We start from the raw sequence: 23,562 nt of genomic DNA on the forward strand, positions 1-23,562 counted from the left end.
ATTGCACGCATCCCTGTAGGAGCTGTCGAGTGAAACGAGGCTGCGATCTTTCGATTTACGCATGAAATCAAGATCAAAAGATCGCAGCGTACCGCAGCTCCTACAAAAATCATGCGCACAAAAAACAGGCCGTGAAGCGCATGCTCCACGGCCTGTTTTTGTTTAAAGCCAATTACAGCGAGTGATAGGTCGGCAGAGCAAAACGCTGCTGGCTCTGCAGCATCGCAATTTGCGGCAGCTCGCTGGCTTGTTCGGCCAGGTCACGGCGGATCGCGCTGATCGCCCACGACAGTTGGTCGCCGGCATGCAGTTGCTGATACGAGAGTGCGCGTTTGAAGACTTTGCCGTCGCTGCTACGCAGAGTGAGCAGGATGCCACCGTCAGGACGTGGGGCAGTGCTGACTTCGTAGTTGGAGAACAGCGATGTAAATTTTTCTTGAATCAGGCTCATGTCATCAGCTCCGTATGTACTTGAATGGCAAGCATGCGGAGGTAGTTGCAGCGTTTGTGCCAGTATTGATGTGAATAAAATTCCTTTAAAATCAAGAAGTTGTAGGCATTGCATTTTGCAGGCATCGTGCAATCTGCATGAATGGCCATCGTGCATCCTGCATTTTGCGTGATTTTTCTCCGTACAACGGAACCAAACGTCCGTACCAGAATCCGCTCTTCCCCGGAGGCGCGACGGGATACAAATCATTGCAAAAACCGCGTGTACAGCCCCGCGAGCACTGACGTACTTTCCTTCTCGACCCACGGCGTAAACGCGTCGGTCGCAGTCATTACCCGATAACAAGAACAGCGGTCTGCACGTCAAGATCGAACGGGGAGCTTTTATGCGTCACGCACCAAGCGACACGATTACCTGGGGCATGATGCTCCGCAAACTGCCGATGATCGCCAAAGCCATCCCCCGGGTGGTCAAGGGCATGAAGGTGGCCAATGTCACGGATCCGACCCAAACGTGTGGTCTGGGCTGGACGTTCGAGCAGGCGACGCTGCGCAATCCCGATGGTGTGGCGTTGTTGCAGGGCGATGTTGCGTTGACCTACACGCAGGTCAACCAGTGGGCCAATCGCATTGCGCATTACCTGAGCGAGCAGGGCATCGGCAAAGGCGATGTGGTCGCGGTGTTCATCGAGAACCGTGCGGAATTGCTGGTGACAATCCTGGCGCTGGCCAAGCTCGGCGCGGTCAGTGCGCTGCTCAATACCTCGTTGATGCGCGACACGCTTGTTCACAGCATCAATCTGGTTGCGCCGGTGGCTATTGTGGTTGGCGAAGAACTGACCGCTGCCTATGCCGGCGTGCGTGATCAGGTTGCGATCGCCGCGCCGCGCACCTGGTTCGTCGCCGATCAGGACACCCACAGCCATCCGGGCATCGCGCCTGAGGGCTACGTCAATCTGATCAGCGCCAGTGCTGACGCCAGTAGCGATAACCCGCCGAGCAGCGCGCAGATTTTCTTCGACGATCCGTGTTTCTACATCTACACCTCCGGTACCACCGGCCTGCCCAAGGCCGGGGTATTCAAGCATGGACGCTGGATGCGCAGTTCGGCGAGCTTCGGCATGATCGCCCTCGATATGCGCCCGGATGATGTCGTTTACTGCACCTTGCCGCTGTATCACGCCACGGGCCTGTGCGTGTGCTGGGGATCGGCGATCAACGGCGCCTCGGGTTTCGCCATCCGCCGCAAGTTCAGCGCCAGCCAGTTCTGGAATGATGTGCGCCGCTATCGCGCGACCACCATCGGCTATGTTGGCGAATTGTGCCGCTACCTGGTCGAACAACCGGTCAGCGTCGATGACAGCCGTCACGATGTGCGCAAGATGATCGGCAATGGCCTGCGTCCTGGTGCTTGGGCCGAGTTCAAATCACGTTTTGCGGTGGAGCATATCTGTGAGCTGTACGCGGCCAGCGACGGCAACATCGGTTTCACCAACATCCTCAATTTCGACAACACCGTCGGGTTTTCGCTGATGGCTTGGGAACTGGTCGCTTACGACCATGACAGTGGCGAGCCGTTGCGCGGCGCAGATGGTTTCATGCGCAAGGTCGGCAAGGGCGAGCAGGGCCTGCTGCTGGCGCGGATCGACGACAAGGCACCGCTGGACGGTTACACCGACCCGCAGAAAACCGCGCGCGTCGTCCTCCACGATGTGTTCAACAAGGGCGATCGCTTTTTCAACACCGGCGACCTGCTGCGCAATATCGGTTTCGGCCATGCGCAATTTGTTGATCGCCTCGGCGATACCTATCGCTGGAAGGGTGAAAACGTGTCGACCACCGAAGTCGAAAACCTGTTGCTGCAACATCCGCTGATCGCTGAAGCGGTGGCCTACGGTGTGGAAATTCCCAACACCAATGGGCGTGCGGGGATGGCCGCAATCACTCCCGCCGAATCCTTGGCCACGCTGGATTTTGCCGAACTGCTGAGTTTCGTCCGGCAACGTATGCCGGCTTATGCCGTGCCGTTGTTCTTGCGGGTGAAAGTGAAAATGGAAACCACCGGGACCTTCAAATACCAGAAGACTCGCCTGAAAACGGAAGGCTTTGACCCCGGGCTCACCGGCGATGACCCGATCTTCGCCTGGTTGCCCGGCAGCGAAACTTACGTGCATGTCAGTGAGCAAATCCTCGCTGAAATTCAACAGGGCAAACATCGATATTGAGTGTGGCTATCGGGACGCTCGGAAAAAACCGAGTGACAGGCACCGTCGCGCTCGGGAAACTGTCGGCTTCCGATAGACCGAAATGGAGTGCCACATGTCTGACCAAAGCCGCCAGATGACCCCTGAGGAAGCTGCCGAATTCACCGAGCAGGTTTTCAACAAGGCGCGCGACGGTGATGCCGAGATGCTTGATCGCCTTGTCTCCGCCGGACTGCCGGTGAACCTGAAAAACAGCAAGGGCGACACCCTGTTGATGCTCGCCAGCTACTACGGCCATGTTGATGCGGTGAAGGTTCTGCTTAAACACAAAGCCGATCCGGAAATGCGCAATGGCAACGGCCAGAGCCCGATTGCCGGCGCTGCGTTCAAAGGCGATCTGGCGGTGGTCAAGGCGCTGGTCGAGGCGGGCGCCGAAATTGAAGGTTCTTCCTTCGACGGCCGCACGGCGCTGATGATGGCGGCGATGTTCAACCGCGTTGAAATCGTCGATTACCTGATCGGCCAGGGTGCTGACCCGAGAGCCAAGGACGCCAATGGCGTGACCGCGCTGGATGCGGCGCGGACCATGGGTGCAGTCGATACCACTGCGCAGCTGGAAAAGTTGTTGGCCTGATAAACGATCAAAAGATCGCAGCCTGCGGCAGCTCCTACACTTGATGCGTTCGCCAAGTGAACGCAGGACCTGTAGGAGCTGCCGAAGGCTGCGATCTTTTGCTTTTCTGCGCTATTCTTCGCGCCCGAAATTCTACTGTCACTACAGGATCCGCCCTCATGAAAGCCGCACTCGTCGAACTCATCAGCAAAATCAGCTCCGGCTGCATGGGCGAGGACGAGATCCTGAAAGTGGCCGACGAAGCCGCGCAGGCCTACGCCGATGCCAATGCTTTTCTGGCCGCCAATCCGGACATCAACTACGACGACACATTCCCGATCCCGCTGGGTGAGTGGGTAGTGGTCGGCAGCCTGCCGGAAACTGTGCTGTTCCAGGCCGATACCTATGTCGATCTGTTCGCACAAATCGTTGCTTCGTTTGGCCCCGGCGTGGATTTCAACCTCAAGCCCAAACAACTGGCCAAGACCGAAGCACTGACCGCACTCAACCGCATCCAGGTGCAGATGAGCAGCCTGAACAAGGAAAACGGCGGTTACACGTTGATGAACTTCAGCCAGTTGCTCGACGATGAGCTACAAATGGTCCTGGTCTACGGCAACGATGTGCCCCGCGTGCTGGAGTTATGCGCCGAGATTGGCATCGCCGCTGCGCCAGCGCTGGAAGCCTTGAAGGTCGCCGTTCACGTCTGAACGCAATAAAAGGGAACCCTGCGCGCGACCGTCTATCCTAAAAGTGCATGCCACTATTCTGGAGCGACACCATGGGTTCCACGTTCAACGGTCTGATTGGCCTGATCATCCTTGCCCTCGATATCTGGGCCATCATCAATGTGCTCAAAAGCGGCGCCTCCACCGGGATGAAAATCGTCTGGGTGTTGCTGATTATCCTCCTGCCGGTGCTGGGCCTGATCATCTGGGCTATTGCCGGGCCACGGGGTAACGTCCGGATCTGAGCTGATTTTCGATCACACGGTCATCCCTGTGGGAGCGAGCCTGCTCGCGAAGACGTTGTGTCAGTCGCCATCACCGGCAACTGATACTCCGCTTTCGCGAGCAGGCTCGCTCCCACATTGGTTTGCGCTGGTAAAAAACAACCGGAGGTTCGACCTGTCATCTTCGGCAACGTAGAATGCGCGCCTTTCCCGGGCAATCGTCCCCACGATGGCGCCCGCGCATTTATCGGAGCACTTGACCATGACCGTTACCAAGACCAGCGAGTACCTGGAAACCCTCTACGAAGGCTACGGCCAGCGTTTTCGCATGGAAAAACTGCTGCACGAAGTGCGCACCGAACACCAGCATCTGGTGATCTTCCAGAACCCGCGCATGGGCCGGGTGATGGCGCTGGACGGCGTGATCCAGACCACCGAAGCCGACGAATTCATCTACCACGAAATGCTCACCCACGTGCCGATCCTCGCCCACGGCACTGCCAAGCGCGTGCTGATCATCGGCGGCGGTGACGGCGGCATGTTGCGCGAAGTGACCAAGCACGCCGGCGTCGAACACATCACCATGGTCGAAATCGACGGCACCGTGGTCGACATGTGCAAGGAATTCCTGCCGAACCATTCCGCCGGTGCCTACGATGATCCGCGCCTGAACCTGGTGATCGATGACGGCATGCGTTTCGTCGCCACCACCACTGAAAAATTCGACGTGATCATCTCCGACTCCACCGACCCGATCGGCCCGGGCGAAGTGCTGTTCTCGGAGAACTTCTACCAGGCGTGCCACCGCTGCCTGAACGAAGGCGGCATCCTGGTGACTCAGAACGGCACGCCGTTCATGCAGATCGACGAAGTCAAAACCACCGCCGGTCGCCTGCGCAGCCTGTTCCCGGACTGGCACTTCTACCAGGCCGCCGTGCCGACCTACATCGGCGGCTCGATGACCTTCGCCTGGGGCTCGACCAACCCGGCCTACCGCAAGCTCAGCCGTGAAACCCTGCAACAGCGCTTCATCGGCAGCGGCATCGTCACCCGTTACTACAATCCGGAAATCCACATCGGCGCGTTCGCCTTGCCGCAATACGTGCTGCAAGCGGTCAACAAGCCGAGCAACGACTGATCACGCTGAAGGCGCTCTGCAAGGGAGCTTTTGTGGTGAGGGGATAAATCCCCTCGCCACAGAAGTCCGCCCTATCGATCGGATGGTTATTTTCACCGTTGGCGGCTGTAATCCTTTTGAACCAACTCTCGCGGAAAAAAGTCGAGATAGAGGTAAGCCCATTTACGGGTTGATCGAGGAGGCACTGATGCAAAAGTGGAAAGTCACTTTCGTGGATGATCACGGCGAAATTGTTGATGAAGTCTTCGAACGTGAGGAATGCCCGTCCGATGATGAAGCCGCGCGGCTGATCAAGGAGCGGCTTCTTCCGGTTGCCGCCCAGCTGGATCTCAACGACCTGCAAGGGCGCACCACCGATGCCGAGGTGAAAAACCTCAAGACCCAGAACGGCATCGAAATCCTCAGCATCACCCCTGTCTGAACACTTCCTGTCATCTCGTAAACCAGGCCTTGGCAGCGGCGCTCTCTTGGGGCTACTCTGCAGGCGAGATCAGCGAATGGATCGCTAAGGTCTGGTCTTGTCAGCTACATGCTTGTTTCCCGCGCGCAACCACGTTGCCGTAGTACTTAGGCCAAAAGGCCCGGGGCGGGAATACGGAAAGTCTATCCATCAATCGAGGGGGACGATTCATGAGCACAGCCTATCAAGAAGACATCAGCAGCAACGTTCTGCGCCGCATGAAAGAAGGCGGTTTCGATTTTTCCCGGTTTCATCCCATCGAGTTCTACGCGATTTTTCCGGACGAGGAGCGGGCGCGCAGGGCAGCAGGCAAATTTCGCGGTGAATCCATCAATGCCCAGGTCAGTGCGCGCGACGACGGCGCCTGGTCGCTGGAATTGAGCAAAGTGATGTACGCAACCTATGACGACATCGGCGATTTCGAGCAAGGCTTTTCTGCCGTGGTCGAACCGCTGGGCGGCATTATCGAGGGTTGGGGCGTGAAGCAGGAGGTGCGCAATCGTTACCGGTTGAATTGATATTGCGCATTGTTTGTCGGGCAACGGCTGACCTTCGGGTCGGCCGTTGTCGTTTCTGGCTTCTGCACATCGCAGTGGCAAAACCCTGAAACAAGAATCCCGGGCAAAAAAAAGCCACCGGAGAGGGTGGCTAAAAGGGAAGACGGGTGTGCAATAAAGTCCTGTCGGGACGGGGCTGCCAAGGCAGTTCAGATCAGTTGAGCTGACTACTTCGCGACGGCGTGCCGGGGAAGTTTTGCAGCGAATGCGCGGATTATCCGCAGTCGCGGTCGGGCAGTGAAATCAACTCTGACTATGCTGGTGATAGGCGATGCAGTGCGTCGCAATGAAGCGGGGGCAATCGGGCCGGGGCATTTGCCGCACAGGAATGGTGCGCAGCCTCCGGCGTGGATCTACAACCGATTGAAATCAAAGCGTTTATGCCGATGGCACGGGCCTTGCGAAGGCCTGTATGTCCGGAGTGACAAGGAGTACGGCATGATCCGCACCTATTTTGACGAGATGTACGATGCCGGCGGCCTGGTCCGCCCGCATTACCGGGAATTTGCCCGCTGGCTGGCCGAGACGCCCGACGAGCTGCTCGCGCAGCGCCGCCGCGAGGCCGATCTGCTGTTCCACCGAGCCGGGATCACCTTCACGCTCTATGGCGACGAGCAGGGCACCGAGCGCCTGATTCCGTTCGATACCATTCCCCGTAGCATCCCCGCCAGTGAGTGGCGGATTGTCGAGCGCGGCTGCATCCAGCGGGTCAAGGCGTTGAACATGTTTCTCGCCGACCTCTACCACGAGCAGCGCATCATCAAGGCCGGGATTATTCCCGCCGAACAGGTGCTGGCCAACGAGCAATACCAGTTGGCAATGCAGGGCCTGGATCTGCACCGCGACATCTACTCGCATATCTCCGGCGTCGATCTGGTACGCGATGGCGATGGCACTTATTACGTTCTCGAAGACAACCTGCGCACACCCAGTGGCGTCAGCTACATGCTCGAAGACCGCAAGATGATGATGCGCCTGTTCCCTGAACTGTTCGCCGCCCAGCGCATTGCCCCGATCGATCACTATCCCAATCTGCTGCTTGATACCCTGAAAAGCTCAAGTCCGATCGACAACCCGAGCGTGGTGGTGTTGACGCCGGGACGCTTCAATAGCGCGTTCTTCGAACATGCGTTTCTGGCGCGGGAAATGGGCGTTGAACTGGTGGAAGGCGCAGATTTGTTCGTGCGTGACGACAAGGTGTTCATGCGCACCACCGATGGCCCGAAAGCGGTCGACGTGATCTATCGCCGCCTCGACGACGCATTCCTCGATCCTCTGGCATTCAACCCGGATTCGATGCTCGGTGTGCCGGGGCTGCTGTCGTCCTATCGCTCCGGCAACGTGGTGCTGGCCAATGCCATCGGCACCGGGGTCGCGGACGATAAATCGGTTTACCCGTTTGTCACCGACATGATCCGTTTTTACCTCGACGAAGAGCCGATCCTGAAAAACGTGCCGACCTGGCAATGCCGCAACCCGTCCGAGCTGTCCCATGTGCTGGCCAATCTTGCGGATTTGGTCGTCAAGGAAACCCAGGGCTCCGGCGGTTACGGGATGCTGGTCGGACCGGCCGCGACGACAGCGGAAATCGATGCCTTTCGCGAGCGCATCAAAGCCAAACCCCATGCCTACATTGCGCAGCCGACGCTGTCGCTGTCGACCTGTCCGACCTTTGTCGAAAACGGCATCGCGCCGCGCCATATCGACTTGCGTCCGTTCGTGCTGTCCGGCCGCGAAACCCGTGTGGTGCCTGGCGGTTTGACCCGTGTCGCGTTGCGTGAAGGCTCCCTGGTGGTGAACTCCTCCCAGGGCGGCGGGACCAAGGACACCTGGGTAGTCGAGGATTGAAGGAAGCTTGCCATGTTAAGTAGAACTGCCTCGGATCTGTACTGGATGTCGCGTTACCTGGAGCGTGCGGAGAATCTCGCGCGCATGCTCGACATCAGCTATTCGCTGTCGCTGATGCCGCAGGACGGGCGCGGCGATGGCCTGCATGAACTCGCTATGCCGTTGCTGATCACCGGCACCTTGGACGATTACCTTGAACGCCACGGCGACCTGCACGCAGAGCGCCTGCTGCATTTCTTCGCACTGGACGCGGCCAACCCGGCGAGCATCTACAGCTGCCTCGGCGCTGCGCGGGCCAGTGCCCATGCCGTGCGCGGGCGAATCACTGCGGACATGTGGGAAAACATCAACGCGACCTGGCTGGAAATTCGTGGCATCGCCGAGCAGGGCCTGAGTCGTTATGGCATGAGCCGGTTTTGCGAATGGATCAAGGAACGTTCGCACCTGTTTCGCGGCGCCTCTTACGGCACGATCATGCGCAACGACGCGTTTCGCTTTATTCGTCTGGGCACGTTTATCGAGCGCGCGGACAACACGCTGCGCCTGCTTGATGCCCGTTACGAAATGGCCGGCGATCAGGCCGAAGCAGTCAGCGACGGCACGGCGCACGCCTATTACCAATGGAGTGCGCTGCTGCGCGCCTTGTCCTCATTCGAGGCCTACACCGAAATCTACCGCGACGCGCCCGGCGCCCGGCATGTCGCCGAATTGCTGCTGTTGCGCGCCGATGTGCCGCGTTCGCTGCGTGCCTGTACAGAAGAGATTGACCAGATCCTCGCGCAACTGCCCGGCGCCAACGGCCGCCCGGCACAACGCCTGGCGGCGGAAATGGACGCGCGCCTGCGTTACACCGGCATCAACGAAATTCTCGAAGAAGGCCTGCACGCCTGGCTGACCGAATTCATCCCGCTGGTGCGCCAGTTGGGCAACGCCATTCACAGTTCCTATCTGGAGGCTGCATGAGACTTTCCATAAGCCACGAGACCACCTATCACTACGAAGATCAGGTGCGCGCGAGCATCCAGTACCTGCGCCTGACACCCCACGACAGCGAGCGTCAGCATGTCCTCAGTTGGCAACTCGACCTGCCGCGTCCGGTGCGTGCGCAGCTCGATCCGTTTGGCAACATCCTGCATGTGCTGACCATGGACGAGCCCCACGAAGCGATCATCATCGGCGCCCGTGGTCAGGTCGATATCGATGAATTGCGCGAGGCCGAACATGAGAGCCAGTCGGCGCTGCCGTTCCTGCGCTTCACGCGCCTGACCGAAGCCGACGAAGCCTTGCGCGAGTTTGCCGCGAAGAACTGCAAGCAGCGGCGAGACCGCACCGCGCTGATCGACTTGATGCACGGTCTGAATCAGCACATGAGCTACACGCCGGGCTCCACCGAAGTCGACACCAGCGCCGCCGAAGCTTTCGCCGGTCGGGCCGGGGTCTGTCAGGATCATGCCCACGCCTTTCTAGCCTGCGCGCGCAGTCTCGGCGTGCCGTCGCGTTACGTGTCGGGTTATCTGTACAGCGAAGATTGCGAGCATCTCGCCAGTCATGCCTGGGCAGAAGCGTGGCTGGATGACGCTTGGTACAGCTTCGACGTGACCAACCAGCTGGCGCGCCCGGAGCGACACCTGAAGCTGGCGGTGGGCCTGGATTATCTCGATGCCTGCCCGGTCCGTGGCATGCGCCGGGGCGGTGGCTGCGAGCAGATGCATGCGAAGGTGTTCGTCTCGCCGACACCGGTTATTTCCGTGCAGCAACAATAGATTCGGGATACCGCTATCGCTGGCAAGCCAGCTCCCACAGGATGACCGCTGATTCGAACTCTGCGCATACCCTGTGGGAGCTGGCTTGCCAGCGAAGAGGCCAGTAATAACACCCTAAGGCTTACGGCTTAACTTTGCGCCCGGCCATATGCTTGAGATAGCCCACCAGCATTTCAAGATCGGTATCCGGCAATACCTCAGCAGAAAACCCCGGCATCTTCGCCTGCGGCCACTGGCGCAAACTCTGCGGATCGCGGATGTAGCGCTTCAAGAAATCCGCCCCGAAATACTCGGTCGGGCTATACGGAATATTCAGATCCGGACCGAACTGCGCGTCTCCGGCACCATTCAACCGGTGACAGGCCAGGCAGTTTTTTTGAAACAGGGCAAAACCCTGGTTCACCGGATCATCGGCCTTCAAGGCAGGATCGGGCAGCAGGGCAGGAAAGCGTTGGGCCACCGGCGCCATCAGCTTGATGCTGGCGACTTCGAACGGCCACTGCTCGGGGCTGATATTGCCGGCCTGCGGGTCGGTCCAGACCAGATAGAACGGCCCGGCGCTGTGCTTGCCGGCTGACAGCGGTGGCCACGGCTGCGCCGGATCCTCGATCGCCAGCCATGCCCGCGCGCCGTCCTTGTTCAGCAATGGCGCAGCGGCCAGCTCTGCGGCAAAGCCGTCCAGCGCCACCGCTTGCAAGTGATCCTCAGGTCTAACGCCCGTTAGCAAGGCGGCCAGCGGCACGGCCCGATAGGTCATGTCCTTCTTGTAGGAAACATCATTGTTGATCGTGAGAGTTTGCAGCTGAGGATGTTTGAGCAGCTCTTCGGTCTGCCAGGTGCGGCTGTTTGCGCCCAACTGCAGATCCAGTTGTGCGGCAGCCAAGGGCAAGCTCAGTAGCAAGGCACCGAGCGCAATGAGGGTTTTCAAATGATCGCCGTCCATGTCGTGGTAGTGCGCAAAGGTTGGCACAACCGCGCTGGCCCGGGTAGCGGGCCAGTCACATTTTCAACGGCGACATACAGCACGCGACGTTTGAATCAGCCGATGACCTTGGTCAGATTCGGCAAGATCAACAACAGCGTCGTGGCGAAAAGAATGAGTCCTGCTTGACGAACTTTCGGTTGTTTGAACATGGCTTGACCGCCTTTATTGTTATTTCCTGATGCGTGCCTGACTGCATTTCCCTGACGGCACGCGTTGCACTTCCTGTTGAAGCACGCCCGTCTCGGCAAAACCCGACGACCATGGCGTACATGTTCACCTTAGAGCCCGCGTCACCCTTCGCTTAGATCCATTTCATATGGGGATCTTGAAAAAAGCTTTTAAAACGGCATGAGGCGTATTGCCAGCTTCTTTGCCGCCCGCTGGCTAGACAACTCGACGACCTGAACCGGTTCACCTGAGGTCCGATGACCGTCCGTCTGAGCGTGTGCGTCAAGCGCTTTGAGCAATGTGGTCATTGCTTGCCAGGCTGCGCAGGGCGAAAGTGAAGCGACAATGAATCAGGTTCGAGGACGTCATGACTGAAGCTTTGATTTTCGATGCGTTACGCACTCCGCGTGGCAAAGGCAAGGCCGATGGCGCGCTGCACAGCGTGAAGCCGGTCAACCTGGTGGCGGGTTTGCTGAGCGCTTTGCAGGCGCGCACCGCGCTGGATACCAGTCAGGTCGATGACGTCGTCCTCGGCTGCGTCACGCCGATCGGCGATCAAGGTTCGGACATCGCCAAGACGGCGGTGCAAGTGGCCGACTGGGACGTCAGCGTCGCCGGTGTGCAGATCAACCGTTTCTGCGCTTCGGGTCTGGAAGCGGTGAATCTTGGCGCGATGAAAGTGCGCTCAGGATTCGAGGATCTGGTGGTGGTTGGCGGCGTCGAGTCGATGTCGCGGGTGCCAATGGGCAGCGATGGCGGCGCCTGGGCACTGGACCCGCAGACCAACCTGCACAGCCATTTCACTCCGCAAGGCGTCGGCGCCGATCTGATCGCCACCCTCGAAGGCTTCAGCCGGCAGGATGTCGATGCCTACGCACTGCACTCCCAGCAAAAAGCCGCACGAGCGCTGGCCGACGGCTCGTTCAACAAGTCGCTGGTGCCGGTGCAGGATCAGAACGGCATCATCCTGCTTGACCACGATGAGTTCATCCGCGCCGAGTCTACCCTCGAGGGCCTGGGCAAGCTCAAGCCGAGTTTCGAAATGATCGGGCAAATGGGCTTCGACGCCACGGCGTTGCGGGTCTACAGCGATGTCGAGCGGATCAACCACGTGCACACGCCGGGCAACAGTTCCGGAATTGTCGACGGTGCGGCGCTGATGCTCATCGGCTCCGAAGCCAAGGGCCGCGCGCTGGGGCTGCAGCCACGCGCGCGTATCGTCGCCACGGCCGTCACCAGCACAGATCCGACCATCATGCTCACCGGCCCAGCGCCGGCGACCCGCAAAGCCTTGGCCAAGGCCGGACTGCGCGTGGAGGACATCGATCTGTTCGAGGTCAACGAAGCGTTTGCTTCGGTGGTGTTGAAATTCATCAAGGACATGGCCGTCGACCCGGGCAAGGTCAACGTCAACGGCGGCTCGATCGCCATGGGCCACCCGCTGGGCGCCACCGGTTGCGCGATCCTCGGCACCCTGCTTGATGAACTGGAAGCGCGCAACTTGCGCTACGGCCTGGCGACGCTGTGTGTCGGCGGCGGCATGGGCATTGCCACCATCATCGAACGCCTCTGAGCCCCGACTTCAAGGAACCCTGTTATGAGCGAAGCCATTCGTTACGAAAAAGGCCAGGACGCTATCGTCGTGCTGACCATGGACATGCCGGGCCAGAGCGCCAACACCATGAACGCCGTGTATCGCGAGGCCATGGCCGCTTGCGTTGCTCGTTTGTCAGCGGAGAAGGACAGCATCGCCGGAGTGATCATCACCTCGGCGAAGAAAACCTTTTTTGCCGGCGGCGACCTCAATGAATTGATCAAGGTTGGCAAGCCCGAAGCCAAAGCCTTCTACGACATGGTGCTGACCCTCAAGGCGCAATTGCGCAGCCTGGAAACCCTCGGCAAACCGGTGGTCGCGGCGATCAACGGCGCTGCGTTGGGCGGCGGCTGGGAGATCTGTCTGGCCTGCCACCATCGCATCGCTGTGGATGATGCCTCGGTGCAACTCGGTTTGCCGGAGGTGACGCTGGGCCTGTTGCCGGGCGGCGGCGGGGTGGTGCGCATGGTGCGCATGCTCGGTATCGAAAAAGCCCTGCCGTACTTGCTTGAAGGCAAGAAGGTGCGCCCGCAACAGGCGTTGCAGGCCGGGCTGATTGATGAACTGGCAGCGAATCGCGATGAGCTGCTGGCCAAGGCGCGCGCCTGGATTCTCGCCAATCCGGCGGCAGTGCAGCGCTGGGACGTGAAGGGCTACCAGATTCCTGGCGGCACGCCATCGAGCCCGAAAGTGGCGCAGATGCTGGCGATTGCGCCGTCGATCCTGCGCAAAAAAACTCAAGGCACCCTGCCGGCGCCGGAGAAGATTCTATGCGCGGCGGTGGAGGGCGCTCAGGTCGATTTCGACACCGCGCACCTGATCGAAACCCGCTACTTCACCGAGCTGACGACCGGGCAGATTTCGAAAAACCTGATCGGCACGTTCTGGTTCCAGTTGAACGAAATCAACGCCGGCGGTTCCAGACCGCAAGGTTTTGCGCCCTATAAAACCCGCAAAGTCGGTGTGCTCGGCGCCGGAATGATGGGCGCGGGCATCGCTTTTGTCAGCGCCTCGGCTGGTATCGACGTCGTCCTCAAGGACATCAACTTTGCCGCAGCCGAGAAGGGCAAAGCGCATTCCGCAGCGCTGCTGGATAAAAAAGTTGCCCGTGGCCAGCTGACTGTCGAGCAGCGCGAGGCGGTGCTGGCGCGCATCGTTGCGAGCGAAAGCGATGCCGATCTGGCCGGTTGCGATCTGATCATCGAAGCGGTGTTCGAGGATCGCCAGCTCAAAGCCAAGGTATCTGCTGCCGCGCAACAGGTGGTGGGTGGCGACGCTGTCATCGCCTCCAACACATCGACCCTGCCGATCACCGGCCTGGCGACGGCCGTGCCCGATCAAAGCAAATTCATCGGCCTGCATTTCTTCAGTCCGGTGGAAAAAATGCCGCTGGTGGAAATCATCAAGGGCGCGCAGACCAGCGACGAAACTCTCGCTCGCGGTTTCGACTTCGTTCTGCAAATCAAGAAAACTCCGATCGTGGTCAATGACAGTCGCGGCTTCTTTACCTCGCGGGTTTTCGGCACATTCACCAACGAGGGTATCGCCATGCTCGGCGAGGGTGTCAGTGCGCCGATGATCGAGACCGAAGCGCGCAAGGCCGGGATGCCGGTCGGGCCTCTGGCAATCTCCGACGAAGTTTCCCTCAGCCTGATGAGCCATATCCGTCAGCAGACGGCCAAGGACTTGCAGGCAGAAGGCAAACCGCTGATTGAGCACCCGGCCTTCGCCGTGATTGACTTGATGCTCAATGAATTCAAGCGACCGGGCAAAGCTGCCGGAGGCGGTTTCTATGAGTATCCAGCCGGTGCCCAGAAGCATTTATGGCCGGAGCTGAAAACGCGCTTCGAGAAGGCCGACGGACAGATCTCTGCGAAGGATGTGCGTGATCGTCTGTTGTTCGTGCAGGCCATTGAAACCGTGCGTTGCGTGGAGGAGGGCGTGCTCACCTCGACGGCGGACGCCAACGTCGGTTCCATCTTCGGTATCGGTTTCGCCGCGTGGACCGGCGGGGCGCTGCAGTTCATCAACCAGTATGGCCTGGAGGACTTCATCGCCCGCGCGCAGTATCTGGCCGAGCAATACGGCGAGCGTTTTACCCCGCCAGCGCTGCTGCTGGACAAAGCGGCGAAAGGTGAAATGTTCTAGGGCCGGCGAGCATTTCGGGGCTTGCCTTGGCCGGGTGTTTCAGGGCAGGCTCTGGGTGTTCATTATTCCCATCACGTGTCAGGTATTTTTTATGTCGCTGCGCATCTGCATTCTCGAAACCGACATCCTGCGGCCCGAATTGATTGACCAATATCAGGGCTATGGGCAGATGTTCCAGCGCCTGTTCTCGCAGCAACCGATCGCCGCTGATTTCACTGTCTATAACGTGGTGAAAGGGGATTACCCAAGTGACGACGAGACTTTCGATGCGTACCTGGTCACTGGCAGCAAGGCCGATTCGTTCGGCACGGATCCGTGGATCCAGACCCTCAAGACCTACCTTTTGAATCGCTACGAACGCGGCGACAAATTGCTCGGCGTGTGCTTCGGCCATCAATTGCTGGCGCTACTGCTTGGTGGCAAGAGTGAGCGTGCGTCCCAAGGCTGGGGCGTCGGCACTCACAGCTATCAGCTGGCAGCTAAGGCACCGTGGATGAGCCCGGCGCGCGAAGAGCTGACACTGCTGATCAGTCATCAGGATCAGGTAACCGAGCTTCCGGAAAACGCCACGGTCATCGCCTCCAGCGATTTCTGCCCGTTCGCGGCGTATCACATCAACGATCAAGTGCTGTGCTTCCAGGGTCACCCGGAATTCATTCACGATTACTCCCGCGCGCTGCTCGATCTGCGCCAGGAAGCGCTGGGTTCGCAGATTTACAGCAAAGGCATGGCCAGCCTTGAGCAGGAACATCATGGCGCTACGGTTGCGGAGTGGATGATGCGCTTCGTAGCGCACAAGCCAGAAACGGCTCAACGCTAAAAGGGCCTGCTCCCACAATCCCTGTGGGAGCGAGCCTGCTCGCGAATCTCCGGGGCAACGCGGTCCCGGCTACAGCCACCCGGACCGCTTGAAGCTCGCCCACAAACTCACACACCCCACCGCAATAAACCCCAGCACTGCAAAATAACCGTAGTGCCAGGTCAATTCCGGCATGTTCTGGAAATTCATTCCGTAGATCCCCGCCACCGCTGTCGGGAACGCCAGAATCGCCGCCCACGCTGCAAACTTGCGTTGCACCACGCTCTGCCGTGATGCCTCAAGCAACACGCCAATCTCGATGGTCTGGCTGGCAATGTCCGCCAGCGTGGTCAGGTCTTCCATCTGCCGCGTTACATGAATCTGCACATCGCGAAAGTACGGGCGCATGTTCTTGTCGATGAACGGGAAACTGAGCTTTTGCAGCTCCTCGCCGATCTCCACCATCGGTGCCGCATACCGACGCAAGCGCACCACATCGCGGCGCAGACCGTGCAGCTTCTGGATGTCGCGCTCGTTGAGGGCGCTGCACAGCACATTGCGCTCCAGCTCATCGATCTCGGCGTGGATCGCTTCGCCCACCGGCTGATAGTTCTCGATGACGAAATCGAGCAGCGCATACAGGACGAAATCCTCCCCGTGCTCAAGCAACAGCGGGCGCGCTTCACAGCGTTGGCGCACATAGGCATACGACGCGGAGTGGCCGTTGCGTGCGGTAATGATGTAACCCCTGCCAGCGAAAATATGAGTTTCGATGAATTGCAAAACGCCGTTTTCGCGGACCGGTGAGTAGGTGACGATAAACAAAGCGTCACCAAAGGTTTCCAGTTTCGGTCGGCTGTGTTTTTCCAGCGCGTCTTCGATGGCCAGCTCATGCAGGTTGAACTGTCGTTGCAGGTTGGATAATTCCTGTGCGTCCGGTTCTTCCAGACCGATCCAGACGAAATGGCCGGGTTTGGCGGCCCAGGCAGCACCTTCGTCCAGCGCAATATTGGTGACTTTCTTACCCTCGCTGTACACCGCAGCAGCAACAACTCGACCCATGGTGGTGATTCACTTCTTCTTGGCAGATGGCAGGGAAACTAGGCTTCAGCTTAGCCGTGTCGCTGCTTGAGAGTCAGTGAAACTTCTACAGTTCACCCGGCAAAAGAAAACCCGCACGGGGCGGGTTTGGTTTCACGCGGCTTGCAGTTGCCGATCCATCGACTCGATGCACTCGCGCATCTGCTCGCGGCATCGCTCGATGAGCATGGGCATGTCGTCCATGGTCATTCCGACTGTAGGAATCGCCGGCAAGGAACGTATGAGAACGTTGCCGCTGCGCCAGCGATTCAGGCGCATGTGTTTGATATAGCTGCTCACGCACACCGGAACGATCGGCACGCCGGCGGCAATTGCCATCTGGAACGCGCCTTTCTTGAACGGCAACAAATCTTCACCGAGGTTGCGGGTGCCCTCCGGGAATACCCAGATCGAGGTGTCTTCGTTCTGCAAGGTGTGGGTCGTCGTCAGCATCGACTGCCGCGCCTTGTGCGCATTGCCACGGTCGATCAACACATTGCCGGCCAGCCAGAACAACTGGCCGAACAACGGCACCCACTTCAGGCTCTTCTTGCCGATACAAACGGTGCGACGAGGGACGACATTGCCGAACACGAACAGATCGTAGTTTGACTGATGGTTGGCGATGATCACGCAACTGTCGGGCTTGTTCATCAAACCGTTGACCTCGGACCTGACCCGCAAACGCAAGATACACATCGCCGGCAAAGCGTAGAGGCGGGCGCAGAGTCGGCTGTTGTCCGGGTTGAACGGGCGGCACAATCCAAGGATCACGCCGAGCACGCCGGCCAGAATAAAGTGCAGGCCCATCAACAACATACGAAACACAAACAGCATTTTTGCAGGCCCACCGGGACAAAAGGTGGCGCAGTGTACGGATGTGCACTGTTTTCGGCAATTGCCGCTATAGAGTCCGGAGATGGCCGATGTTTAAGCACATGTTTCAGCGTTGCCTGTCAGGCGCGTCCTAGAGCTTTCAGCGAATCTTCAACGCTGAACGTAAGAAAAAGCCCGACCAAGGTCGGGCTATTCTCTTACCGGCAGATTTTGGACGAGTCAGCCCAGATGTTGCTGATCCTGCAGGATCGCGTCGTCGAGGGTTTCCAGCAGTTGCTTGCGCACTTTGAGCTTGGTGTTCTTGTGCGCCAGCATGTTGATCTTCTTCAACTGACGCGCGGCAGCCAGCGCGGCGCCCTGCAATTCTTCGGCAGTGACGACTTTGTCGAGGAAGCCTGCATCAACGGCACTTTGCGGATCGAACATCTCGCCATTGATCACCGAGCGATGGAAAGCCGAACGCCGCAAGCGGTCGCGTGCCAGCTCAATACCGGCGTGGTGCATGGTCATGCCGATCTGCACTTCGTTGAGACCGATGCTGAACGGGCCGTCGACACCGATGCGGTAATCGGCAGACAACAGCAGGAAAGCACCCTTGGCCACGGCGTGCCCCGGGCAAGCGACGATCACCGGGAAGGGGTGAGAGAGCAGGCGGCGGGCCAGGGTCGAACCGGCCGTCACCAGCGCAACGGCCTCTTTCGGGCCGGCCGTCATCACCTTCAGGTCATAACCACCTGAGAGAATCCCCGGCTGCCCGGTAATGATCACCACGGCGCGATCCGCCACCGCCTGATCCAGCGCCGCATTAAACGCCGCAATCACATCCGGAGAAATCGCGTTGACCTTGCCATTGTTCAGGGTCAGGGTCGCGATACCGTCTTCGAGGTGGTAGGCAATCAACTCGCTCATGACGCTATTCCTTATTAGAAAGATGGGCAGACGTTACCCACCGCCGCAGGCCAGGTAAAGCGCCGTGACTGACCTGCCAGTCACCGTTTTGCGCTTCGGCCAGCGCTGCGCGCGTGTTGCCTTCTATAAAGGAAGCGCACGGCTTACCCGAGATTGGCAGGTTTGCCATCGTCCGCTCTGGCTGAACGCAACGGCCTCTCTTAAGCGCATGAAAATTCTGAAAAAAAGTTTGCCATCGGAAAAGCTTTCGACTACATTAGCGCGCCTCGACAGACAGAACATGTCTGCAGAGATACGGTGAAGTGTCCGAGTGGCTTAAGGAGCACGCCTGGAAAGTGTGTATACAGGAAACTGTATCGAGAGTTCGAATCTCTCCTTCACCGCCACATTCAGTAAATGCAAACCCCTGATTTTCCTAGAGAAAGTCGGGGGTTTGTGGTTTTTGGTGTCTGGAAAATGGTCATATGGGACCGTTGGTGCTCGGCATCCATGAAATGTGTTTTGGTGATCATTCTCTCTCCAAAGCTATACAAAACCCTGTCACCCGTCGAAATCTCCTACACGCCTCATTGACCCCCCGAACCGTCCCGAGTTTACTGTATGCGCATACAGTAAACTCACTATCAGGTTCGTATCATGAGCGTCACCATCCTCGGCCCTTTGTCAGGCGCGGGCGAACAGCTTGCGCTGTATTCGTTTCGGATTCCCGCCGGTTTTCCTTCGCCCGCGGCTGATCACATTGAAAAGCACATCTCTCTGGACGAGGTTTTTGATATTCGTGCACCGCACGTTTATCTGGCGAAGATCGAAGGCGAGAGCATGCAGGACGCCGGGATATTTTGCGGTGATCTGGTGATTGTTGATCGCAGCCTGAATGCCGAGCACGGCGATATCGTCATCGCCGGTCTCAACTCCGAACCTGTCTGTAAGCGCCTGCACATGCGCGATAACACGATCATTCTTCTTTCGGCCAACAGCAAATACCCGCCTCGCTACGTGATGGAAGGGGATGAGCTGGTGATCTGGGGTGTGGTGACTTACAGCGTGCGCGACCATGGCAAATCGTGAGCAGGTTTTCGCGCTGATCGATTGCAACAGCTTCTATGCCAGCTGTGAGCGAGTGTTCCGGCCCGATCTGGCGAAGACGCCGATTGTCGTGCTGAGCAATAACGATGGCTGCGTGATCGCGCGCAGCTACGATGCCAAACCTTTTGTGAAAATGGGCGCGCCGTACTTTCAGATTCGTGATGATCTGCGCCGCCACGGCATTCAGGTGTTCAGCAGTAATTACGCGTTGTACGGCGACATGAGCGAACGGGTGATGACGATCATCGAATCCATGGTGCCGGCGGTCGAGGTTTACAGCATTGATGAGGCGTTCGCCGATCTCAGCGGCATTCCTGGGGACCTGACAGGTTTTGGCCGAACCATTCGCTCTGCTGTTTATAAGCGCACCGGCATCCCGGTCGGCGTCGGCATCGCCCCGACGAAAACGCTGGCCAAGCTCGCCAACCACACCGCGAAACGCCTGCAAGCGCATACCGGCGGCGTGGTCGACATCTGCGATCCGTCCAAACGCGACTGGGTGCTGCGCAATACCGATGTCGGTGACGTGTGGGGCGTCGGTCGGCGGATGAAAGCTCATCTGGAAAGCATGCAAATCAGAAGTGCGATGGACCTGGCGAAGGCCGATCCGTGGACACTGCGGCGCAAGTTCAGCGTGGTGATCGAGAAGACCGCGCGCGAACTGGGCGGCACATCCTGTCTGGAACTGTCGGAAACAGAACCGCCGAAGCAGGAAATTTGCAGCAGCCGCATGTTTGGCAACCGTTTGACTACCATCGAGCCGATCAAGGAAGCCGTTGCTACTTATGTGCATCGAGCGGCGGAAAAGCTGCGTGCGCAGAGTTCGCTGTGCAAAAAGATCCGCGTGAGTATCCGCACCGGCATGTTCAATCCGGAAGAGGCGAAGTACGCCAATGGCGCGCTGATCGAGTTGCCTTATCCGACCAATGATGTGCGATTGCTGAGCAAGGTGGCGAGCGAAGCGATCGATCGATTGTTCCGGCCGGGGTTCAAGTACAGCAAGGCTGAGGTGCTGTTGATGGATCTGCGACAGCCCGGAGAATTTACCGAAGACCTGTTTGCACAGTCCCAACCTCAAGCGGCGGAGAGGGTGATGGGCGTGCTGGACCAGATCAATCTGCGCTGGGGGCATGGAACGTTGCGAGCGGGGAGTGTGCCGGCGGATCCGGCCTGGGGCATGCGGCGGGAGATGATGAGTTCGAGTTTTACGACGAAGCTGGATCAATTGTGGGTCGTTAAATCCAATTGAGGCACGGGCCAGATCTGGTGCCGCGTTACAATCGCTGCCTTCACTTATGCAGTAAAGGGACGACTTTCATGATCATTTCCACCACTCATTCCGTCGAGGGGCGGCAGATCACGGCCTATCTGGACATCGTCAGCGCCGAGTCTGTGCAGGGCGTCAACGTGATCCGCGATATGTTCGCCGGCATGCGCGATTTCTTTGGCGGGCGGTCGCAGACGTTGGAGCGGGCTCTTAAAGAAGCACGCATTCAGGCCACCGACGAACTGAAAGATCGAGCGCGGGCATTGCAGGCTGACGCGGTGGTCGGCGTGGACTTCGAGATCAGCATGCCGGCAGGCAAGGGCGGCATGGTCGTGGTGTTCGTCACCGGAACTGCGGTCAAGCTGCGCTGATCATTGTGTTCAAGGCAAAGTCCACTCGCACAACGAATGGGCTTTTTCGCGTCAATCAGCCTTGTGGCTTGAGCAACACAGCGCCTCTTGAGTCATAGGTCAGCGGTGTATCGATGGCAACGAGGGGCGGCGTCCCGTCAGGCTGCGCCGATGGTGCGGGCTCGCTGGGATGGTAGACGACGCCCGGTTGCAGAAGCGGTTTGTCTGGGTATTTGATGGTGATTTCACCCGAGGCGATCTTTTCCTTGAGTTTTTCCGCACCGGCCTTGCCGGCAGCGATCTGCTCGTCCGTGAGTTTTACGACTGGCATGTTCGGGAATCCATTGATCTGCATGATCTCTCCTTGAGATTCATTTGTAGGAGTAAGGGCAGCGGCCGTTCGATGGAAATCTTTAGCGAATGATCGTTCACGACGCTTTTTTCCATTCGTCGGTGATCAGTCTTTCTGAACGGCAAGTCCAGTAGTGACCAGCTAGTCTCAAAAGCGCTGAGGGGCGATATTTTCCAGGCAAAACTGTTTTGTCGGTGTCGACCCAGTTGCGTAGGGGAGAGTCTATGTCAGGTCCATTTATCGAAGATGATGGCGCAGAGTTTTCATTCAACAATTGTGTGCGCTGCGGTCAGTCGGAGTATCAGTCGGGGTTTGGCGAGGATCCGGTGAGCATCGGCAAAATCAAATCCACGGCCCCCAAAGGGCCGAAAGCGAAATTCCTGCCCAAGGTCACGGCAAGGACCAGAAAGTGATTTCATCCTGCACCCCGTCACTGAACGGGGTTTTTTATGTGCGCAAGAATAGGGGTTTGAAATCTCTGGCAAGCATTGACATTAATGTCGGTTTTTTTTCACAAACTTTTCACGTTGGCCAACGTAGTGTGAAGCCATCCGTTAGAAAGCAAGTCTCCAGCCCGTCTCCCCAGCGGGCTTTTTTTTGCCCGGCATAAAACCTTTTCCCTGATCGCGGTCCAAACGACGCTGTCGCCTGCGTCTGGACTTTCCTGGGCCGAGCGCATTAAATCCCGCTCCTTTTCGTCATCCCGTTTATTTGAGGTTTTCGTCATGCGTTTAACACTGCCTGCTCTGGTTCTTGGCCTTCTGGTTGCTCAAGGTGCGATGGCTGCCGGTGATGGCACCGCTGCGCTGGGCGGTGGCCTGGGTGGCGCGCTGGGTAACGTGGTCGGTCAGAAAATGGGCGGCAGCACCGGTGCCGCCATTGGCGCTGGCGTCGCGGGCGCAGCAGGCAGTGCCGTCGCCGCACGCAAGGGCAGCCGCACCAAAGCGGCGATCGGCGGCGGTGTCGGTGCAGCCGGCGGTTCGGTGATCGGCAACAGCCTGGGCGGCCGCAACGGCGCCACCATCGGTGCAGGTCTGGGCGGCGCGGCCGGCGGCGCAGTCGGCAGCAACCTGGGCAAAGGTCACAGGCGCCACTGAGACTGATGGCCTGTCAGAAAAAGCCCGACTCGATGTCGGGCTTTTTCATGGCTGAACGTTTCATGCGAAATCATCTCCAATCTGCATACGCCCCGCTTGGGCGGACTGTCCCGATTCGGGAACTGCGAGGTTCATATGCGATTGTCATTATCTGCACTGTTTTTTGGCTTGGTCGTGGCGCAGGGCGCGATGGCGGCCGGAGACGGCACCGCTGCCGTAGGCGGTGGTCTCGGCGGTGCGCTGGGTAATGTGGTTGGCGGACAACTTGGCGGCAGCACGGGCGCAGCGGTCGGCGCAGGTGTTGGCGGCGCGGCCGGCAGTGCCGTCGGCGCGAACAAACGCAACCGCACCGAAGCCGCGATTGGCGGCGGTCTTGGCGCAGCAGGGGGCTCGGTCGTCGGCAACAGCCTCGGCGGCTCCACCGGCTCCGCCATTGGCGCGGGCCTGGGCGGCGCAGCAGGCGGCGCGGTAGGTAACAATCTTGGCGACGACGACGGCGGATCTCATTCCGGCGGCCACAAGCACAAGAACAAACACAAAAATAAACATCGCTGATTGATCAACGAAAACCCGGCCTGGCGCCGGGTTTTTTGTGTCTGGCCGTCAGGCAGAGGAACGATTGGCGGCAGGGCTTTTCGAACGTGATACATCCCACACGCTCAAGAGGTGCGCCATGACTCCCGAAACCGAAGGCAAAGAAGAGAAGGGCCCGAGTGGTTTGCCGTTTATCAATGATCCGGGGAATGAAGATCCCGGGTCGCTGATGGATGATGCGACGGTGCCGTTGAATGATGCGGATGAGGCGGATATGGAGTATGAGGAGGATGGGGATGAGCAGTGAGGGGAGGAGGGTGGATTGAAAGTTTGGATTTGGTTTTGAGGGCCTGAGTGAGCAGGCCCTTTTT

The 23,562-nt window shown here is 58.8% G+C and carries 27 protein-coding genes and 1 tRNA gene; 22 read left to right on the plus strand and 6 right to left on the minus strand.

All coding sequences use genetic code 11. The features are described 5' to 3' along the window. Positions 1-172: 172 nt before the first annotated feature. Positions 173-451, minus strand: a complete 279-nt coding sequence (locus AB4N85_RS03835) for a DUF3509 domain-containing protein (protein ID WP_016773780.1) — start codon at positions 449-451, stop codon at positions 173-175. Positions 452-836: 385 nt separating this feature from the next. Here AB4N85_RS03835 and AB4N85_RS03840 point away from each other — a divergent pair, with 385 nt between their 5' ends. The 10 genes from AB4N85_RS03840 to AB4N85_RS03885 all read left to right on the plus strand — a co-directional run bounded on the left by AB4N85_RS03840 (position 837) and on the right by AB4N85_RS03885 (position 9,985). After that, a complete protein-coding gene (locus AB4N85_RS03840; RefSeq protein ID WP_460067057.1) occupies positions 837-2,675 on the plus strand; it encodes a long-chain-acyl-CoA synthetase in 1,839 nt (612 codons plus the stop codon). 94 nt (positions 2,676-2,769) lie between these two features. Further along, positions 2,770-3,288: an ankyrin repeat domain-containing protein gene (locus tag AB4N85_RS03845; RefSeq protein ID WP_150741359.1), complete on the plus strand. Its 519-nt coding sequence runs from the start codon at positions 2,770-2,772 to the stop codon at positions 3,286-3,288. A 158-nt stretch (positions 3,289-3,446) separates the two neighbouring features. Further along, on the plus strand, positions 3,447-3,977 hold the full coding sequence (locus AB4N85_RS03850) for a hypothetical protein (RefSeq protein ID WP_150741360.1): 531 nt from the start codon (positions 3,447-3,449) through the stop codon (positions 3,975-3,977). Between the two features lie 71 nt (positions 3,978-4,048). Beyond that, on the plus strand, positions 4,049-4,240 hold the full coding sequence (locus tag AB4N85_RS03855) for a PLDc N-terminal domain-containing protein (protein WP_016773784.1): 192 nt from the start codon (positions 4,049-4,051) through the stop codon (positions 4,238-4,240). A 241-nt stretch (positions 4,241-4,481) separates the two neighbouring features. Then, positions 4,482-5,357 carry a polyamine aminopropyltransferase gene (gene speE, locus AB4N85_RS03860; protein ID WP_016773785.1) on the plus strand — a complete coding sequence of 292 codons (876 nt, stop codon included), beginning with the start codon at positions 4,482-4,484 and terminating at the stop codon, positions 5,355-5,357. 187 nt (positions 5,358-5,544) lie between these two features. After that, positions 5,545-5,778, plus strand: coding sequence for a hypothetical protein (locus tag AB4N85_RS03865; RefSeq protein ID WP_056784063.1), 234 nt, complete (start codon positions 5,545-5,547; stop codon positions 5,776-5,778). A 209-nt stretch (positions 5,779-5,987) separates the two neighbouring features. Further along, a complete protein-coding gene (locus tag AB4N85_RS03870; protein ID WP_003223226.1) occupies positions 5,988-6,335 on the plus strand; it encodes a ribonuclease E inhibitor RraB in 348 nt (115 codons plus the stop codon). Between the two features lie 477 nt (positions 6,336-6,812). Next, positions 6,813-8,222, plus strand: a complete 1,410-nt coding sequence (locus tag AB4N85_RS03875; RefSeq protein ID WP_041479359.1) for a circularly permuted type 2 ATP-grasp protein — start codon at positions 6,813-6,815, stop codon at positions 8,220-8,222. A 12-nt stretch (positions 8,223-8,234) separates the two neighbouring features. After that, positions 8,235-9,185: an alpha-E domain-containing protein gene (locus tag AB4N85_RS03880; RefSeq protein ID WP_016773788.1), complete on the plus strand. Its 951-nt coding sequence runs from the start codon at positions 8,235-8,237 to the stop codon at positions 9,183-9,185. Next, complete coding sequence (locus AB4N85_RS03885) at positions 9,182-9,985, plus strand: transglutaminase family protein (RefSeq protein WP_056784068.1); 804 nt, start codon at positions 9,182-9,184, stop codon at positions 9,983-9,985. Before AB4N85_RS03880 ends, AB4N85_RS03885 begins: the two co-directional genes overlap by 4 nt. A 121-nt stretch (positions 9,986-10,106) precedes the next feature. On the opposite strand, the gene AB4N85_RS03890 is transcribed toward AB4N85_RS03885, so the two are convergent. Continuing rightward, positions 10,107-10,928, minus strand: coding sequence for a c-type cytochrome (locus AB4N85_RS03890; RefSeq protein WP_252869541.1), 822 nt, complete (start codon positions 10,926-10,928; stop codon positions 10,107-10,109). A 577-nt stretch (positions 10,929-11,505) separates the two neighbouring features. Here AB4N85_RS03890 and AB4N85_RS03895 point away from each other — a divergent pair. The 3 genes from AB4N85_RS03895 to AB4N85_RS03905 all read left to right on the plus strand — a co-directional run bounded on the left by AB4N85_RS03895 (position 11,506) and on the right by AB4N85_RS03905 (position 15,700). Then, a complete protein-coding gene (locus AB4N85_RS03895; RefSeq protein WP_460067063.1) occupies positions 11,506-12,711 on the plus strand; it encodes an acetyl-CoA C-acetyltransferase in 1,206 nt (401 codons plus the stop codon). 24 nt (positions 12,712-12,735) lie between these two features. Continuing rightward, a complete protein-coding gene (locus AB4N85_RS03900; RefSeq protein WP_460067066.1) occupies positions 12,736-14,880 on the plus strand; it encodes a 3-hydroxyacyl-CoA dehydrogenase NAD-binding domain-containing protein in 2,145 nt (714 codons plus the stop codon). 91 nt (positions 14,881-14,971) lie between these two features. Further along, positions 14,972-15,700, plus strand: coding sequence for an amidotransferase (locus AB4N85_RS03905; RefSeq protein WP_095180823.1), 729 nt, complete (start codon positions 14,972-14,974; stop codon positions 15,698-15,700). Between the two features lie 69 nt (positions 15,701-15,769). On the opposite strand, the gene AB4N85_RS03910 is transcribed toward AB4N85_RS03905, so the two are convergent. The 3 genes from AB4N85_RS03910 to AB4N85_RS03920 form a co-directional block, all read right to left on the minus strand. Next, entirely contained in the window at positions 15,770-16,741 is a 972-nt protein-coding gene (locus AB4N85_RS03910) for a magnesium and cobalt transport protein CorA (RefSeq protein ID WP_056784082.1), read from the minus strand. Between the two features lie 132 nt (positions 16,742-16,873). Continuing rightward, positions 16,874-17,596: a 1-acylglycerol-3-phosphate O-acyltransferase gene (locus AB4N85_RS03915; protein WP_252869066.1), complete on the minus strand. Its 723-nt coding sequence runs from the start codon at positions 17,594-17,596 to the stop codon at positions 16,874-16,876. Between the two features lie 219 nt (positions 17,597-17,815). Further along, a complete protein-coding gene (locus AB4N85_RS03920; RefSeq protein WP_076566844.1) occupies positions 17,816-18,505 on the minus strand; it encodes a crotonase/enoyl-CoA hydratase family protein in 690 nt (229 codons plus the stop codon). Between the two features lie 64 nt (positions 18,506-18,569). On the opposite strand from AB4N85_RS03920, the gene AB4N85_RS03925 reads away from it, so the two are divergent. The 5 genes from AB4N85_RS03925 to AB4N85_RS03945 all read left to right on the plus strand — a co-directional run bounded on the left by AB4N85_RS03925 (position 18,570) and on the right by AB4N85_RS03945 (position 21,229). Then, positions 18,570-18,806, plus strand: coding sequence for a hypothetical protein (locus AB4N85_RS03925; RefSeq protein WP_150638707.1), 237 nt, complete (start codon positions 18,570-18,572; stop codon positions 18,804-18,806). Continuing rightward, positions 18,802-18,891, plus strand: a tRNA-Ser gene (locus AB4N85_RS03930). Before AB4N85_RS03925 ends, AB4N85_RS03930 begins: the two co-directional genes overlap by 5 nt. A 250-nt stretch (positions 18,892-19,141) precedes the next feature. Beyond that, the gene (locus AB4N85_RS03935; RefSeq protein WP_041479371.1) at positions 19,142-19,573 is read left to right on the plus strand and encodes a LexA family protein; all 432 of its coding nucleotides are present in this window, start codon (positions 19,142-19,144) and stop codon (positions 19,571-19,573) included. Then, positions 19,560-20,840, plus strand: a complete 1,281-nt coding sequence (locus AB4N85_RS03940; RefSeq protein WP_460067072.1) for a Y-family DNA polymerase — start codon at positions 19,560-19,562, stop codon at positions 20,838-20,840. Before AB4N85_RS03935 ends, AB4N85_RS03940 begins: the two co-directional genes overlap by 14 nt. A 68-nt stretch (positions 20,841-20,908) precedes the next feature. Further along, positions 20,909-21,229, plus strand: coding sequence for a YbjQ family protein (locus AB4N85_RS03945; protein ID WP_016773801.1), 321 nt, complete (start codon positions 20,909-20,911; stop codon positions 21,227-21,229). Positions 21,230-21,284: 55 nt separating this feature from the next. Here AB4N85_RS03945 and AB4N85_RS03950 read toward each other — a convergent pair whose 3' ends face one another. After that, positions 21,285-21,563 (minus strand): hypothetical protein, encoded by a 279-nt coding sequence (locus AB4N85_RS03950; protein WP_056784095.1) that lies wholly within the window; start codon positions 21,561-21,563, stop codon positions 21,285-21,287. A 221-nt stretch (positions 21,564-21,784) separates the two neighbouring features. On the opposite strand from AB4N85_RS03950, the gene AB4N85_RS03955 reads away from it, so the two are divergent. From AB4N85_RS03955 to AB4N85_RS03970, 4 genes are all read left to right on the plus strand, one after another. Then, complete coding sequence (locus AB4N85_RS03955; RefSeq protein WP_024012286.1) at positions 21,785-21,973, plus strand: hypothetical protein; 189 nt, start codon at positions 21,785-21,787, stop codon at positions 21,971-21,973. A 312-nt stretch (positions 21,974-22,285) separates the two neighbouring features. Further along, positions 22,286-22,657, plus strand: coding sequence for a bacteriocin (locus AB4N85_RS03960; protein ID WP_252869068.1), 372 nt, complete (start codon positions 22,286-22,288; stop codon positions 22,655-22,657). 135 nt (positions 22,658-22,792) lie between these two features. Next, the gene (locus AB4N85_RS03965; protein ID WP_024012287.1) at positions 22,793-23,212 is read left to right on the plus strand and encodes a YMGG-like glycine zipper-containing protein; all 420 of its coding nucleotides are present in this window, start codon (positions 22,793-22,795) and stop codon (positions 23,210-23,212) included. A 118-nt stretch (positions 23,213-23,330) separates the two neighbouring features. Then, entirely contained in the window at positions 23,331-23,498 is a 168-nt protein-coding gene (locus AB4N85_RS03970; RefSeq protein WP_016773805.1) for a hypothetical protein, read from the plus strand. Positions 23,499-23,562 lie beyond the last annotated feature (64 nt).

The sequence above is a fragment of the Pseudomonas sp. H1_G08 genome, from assembly GCF_054681355.1.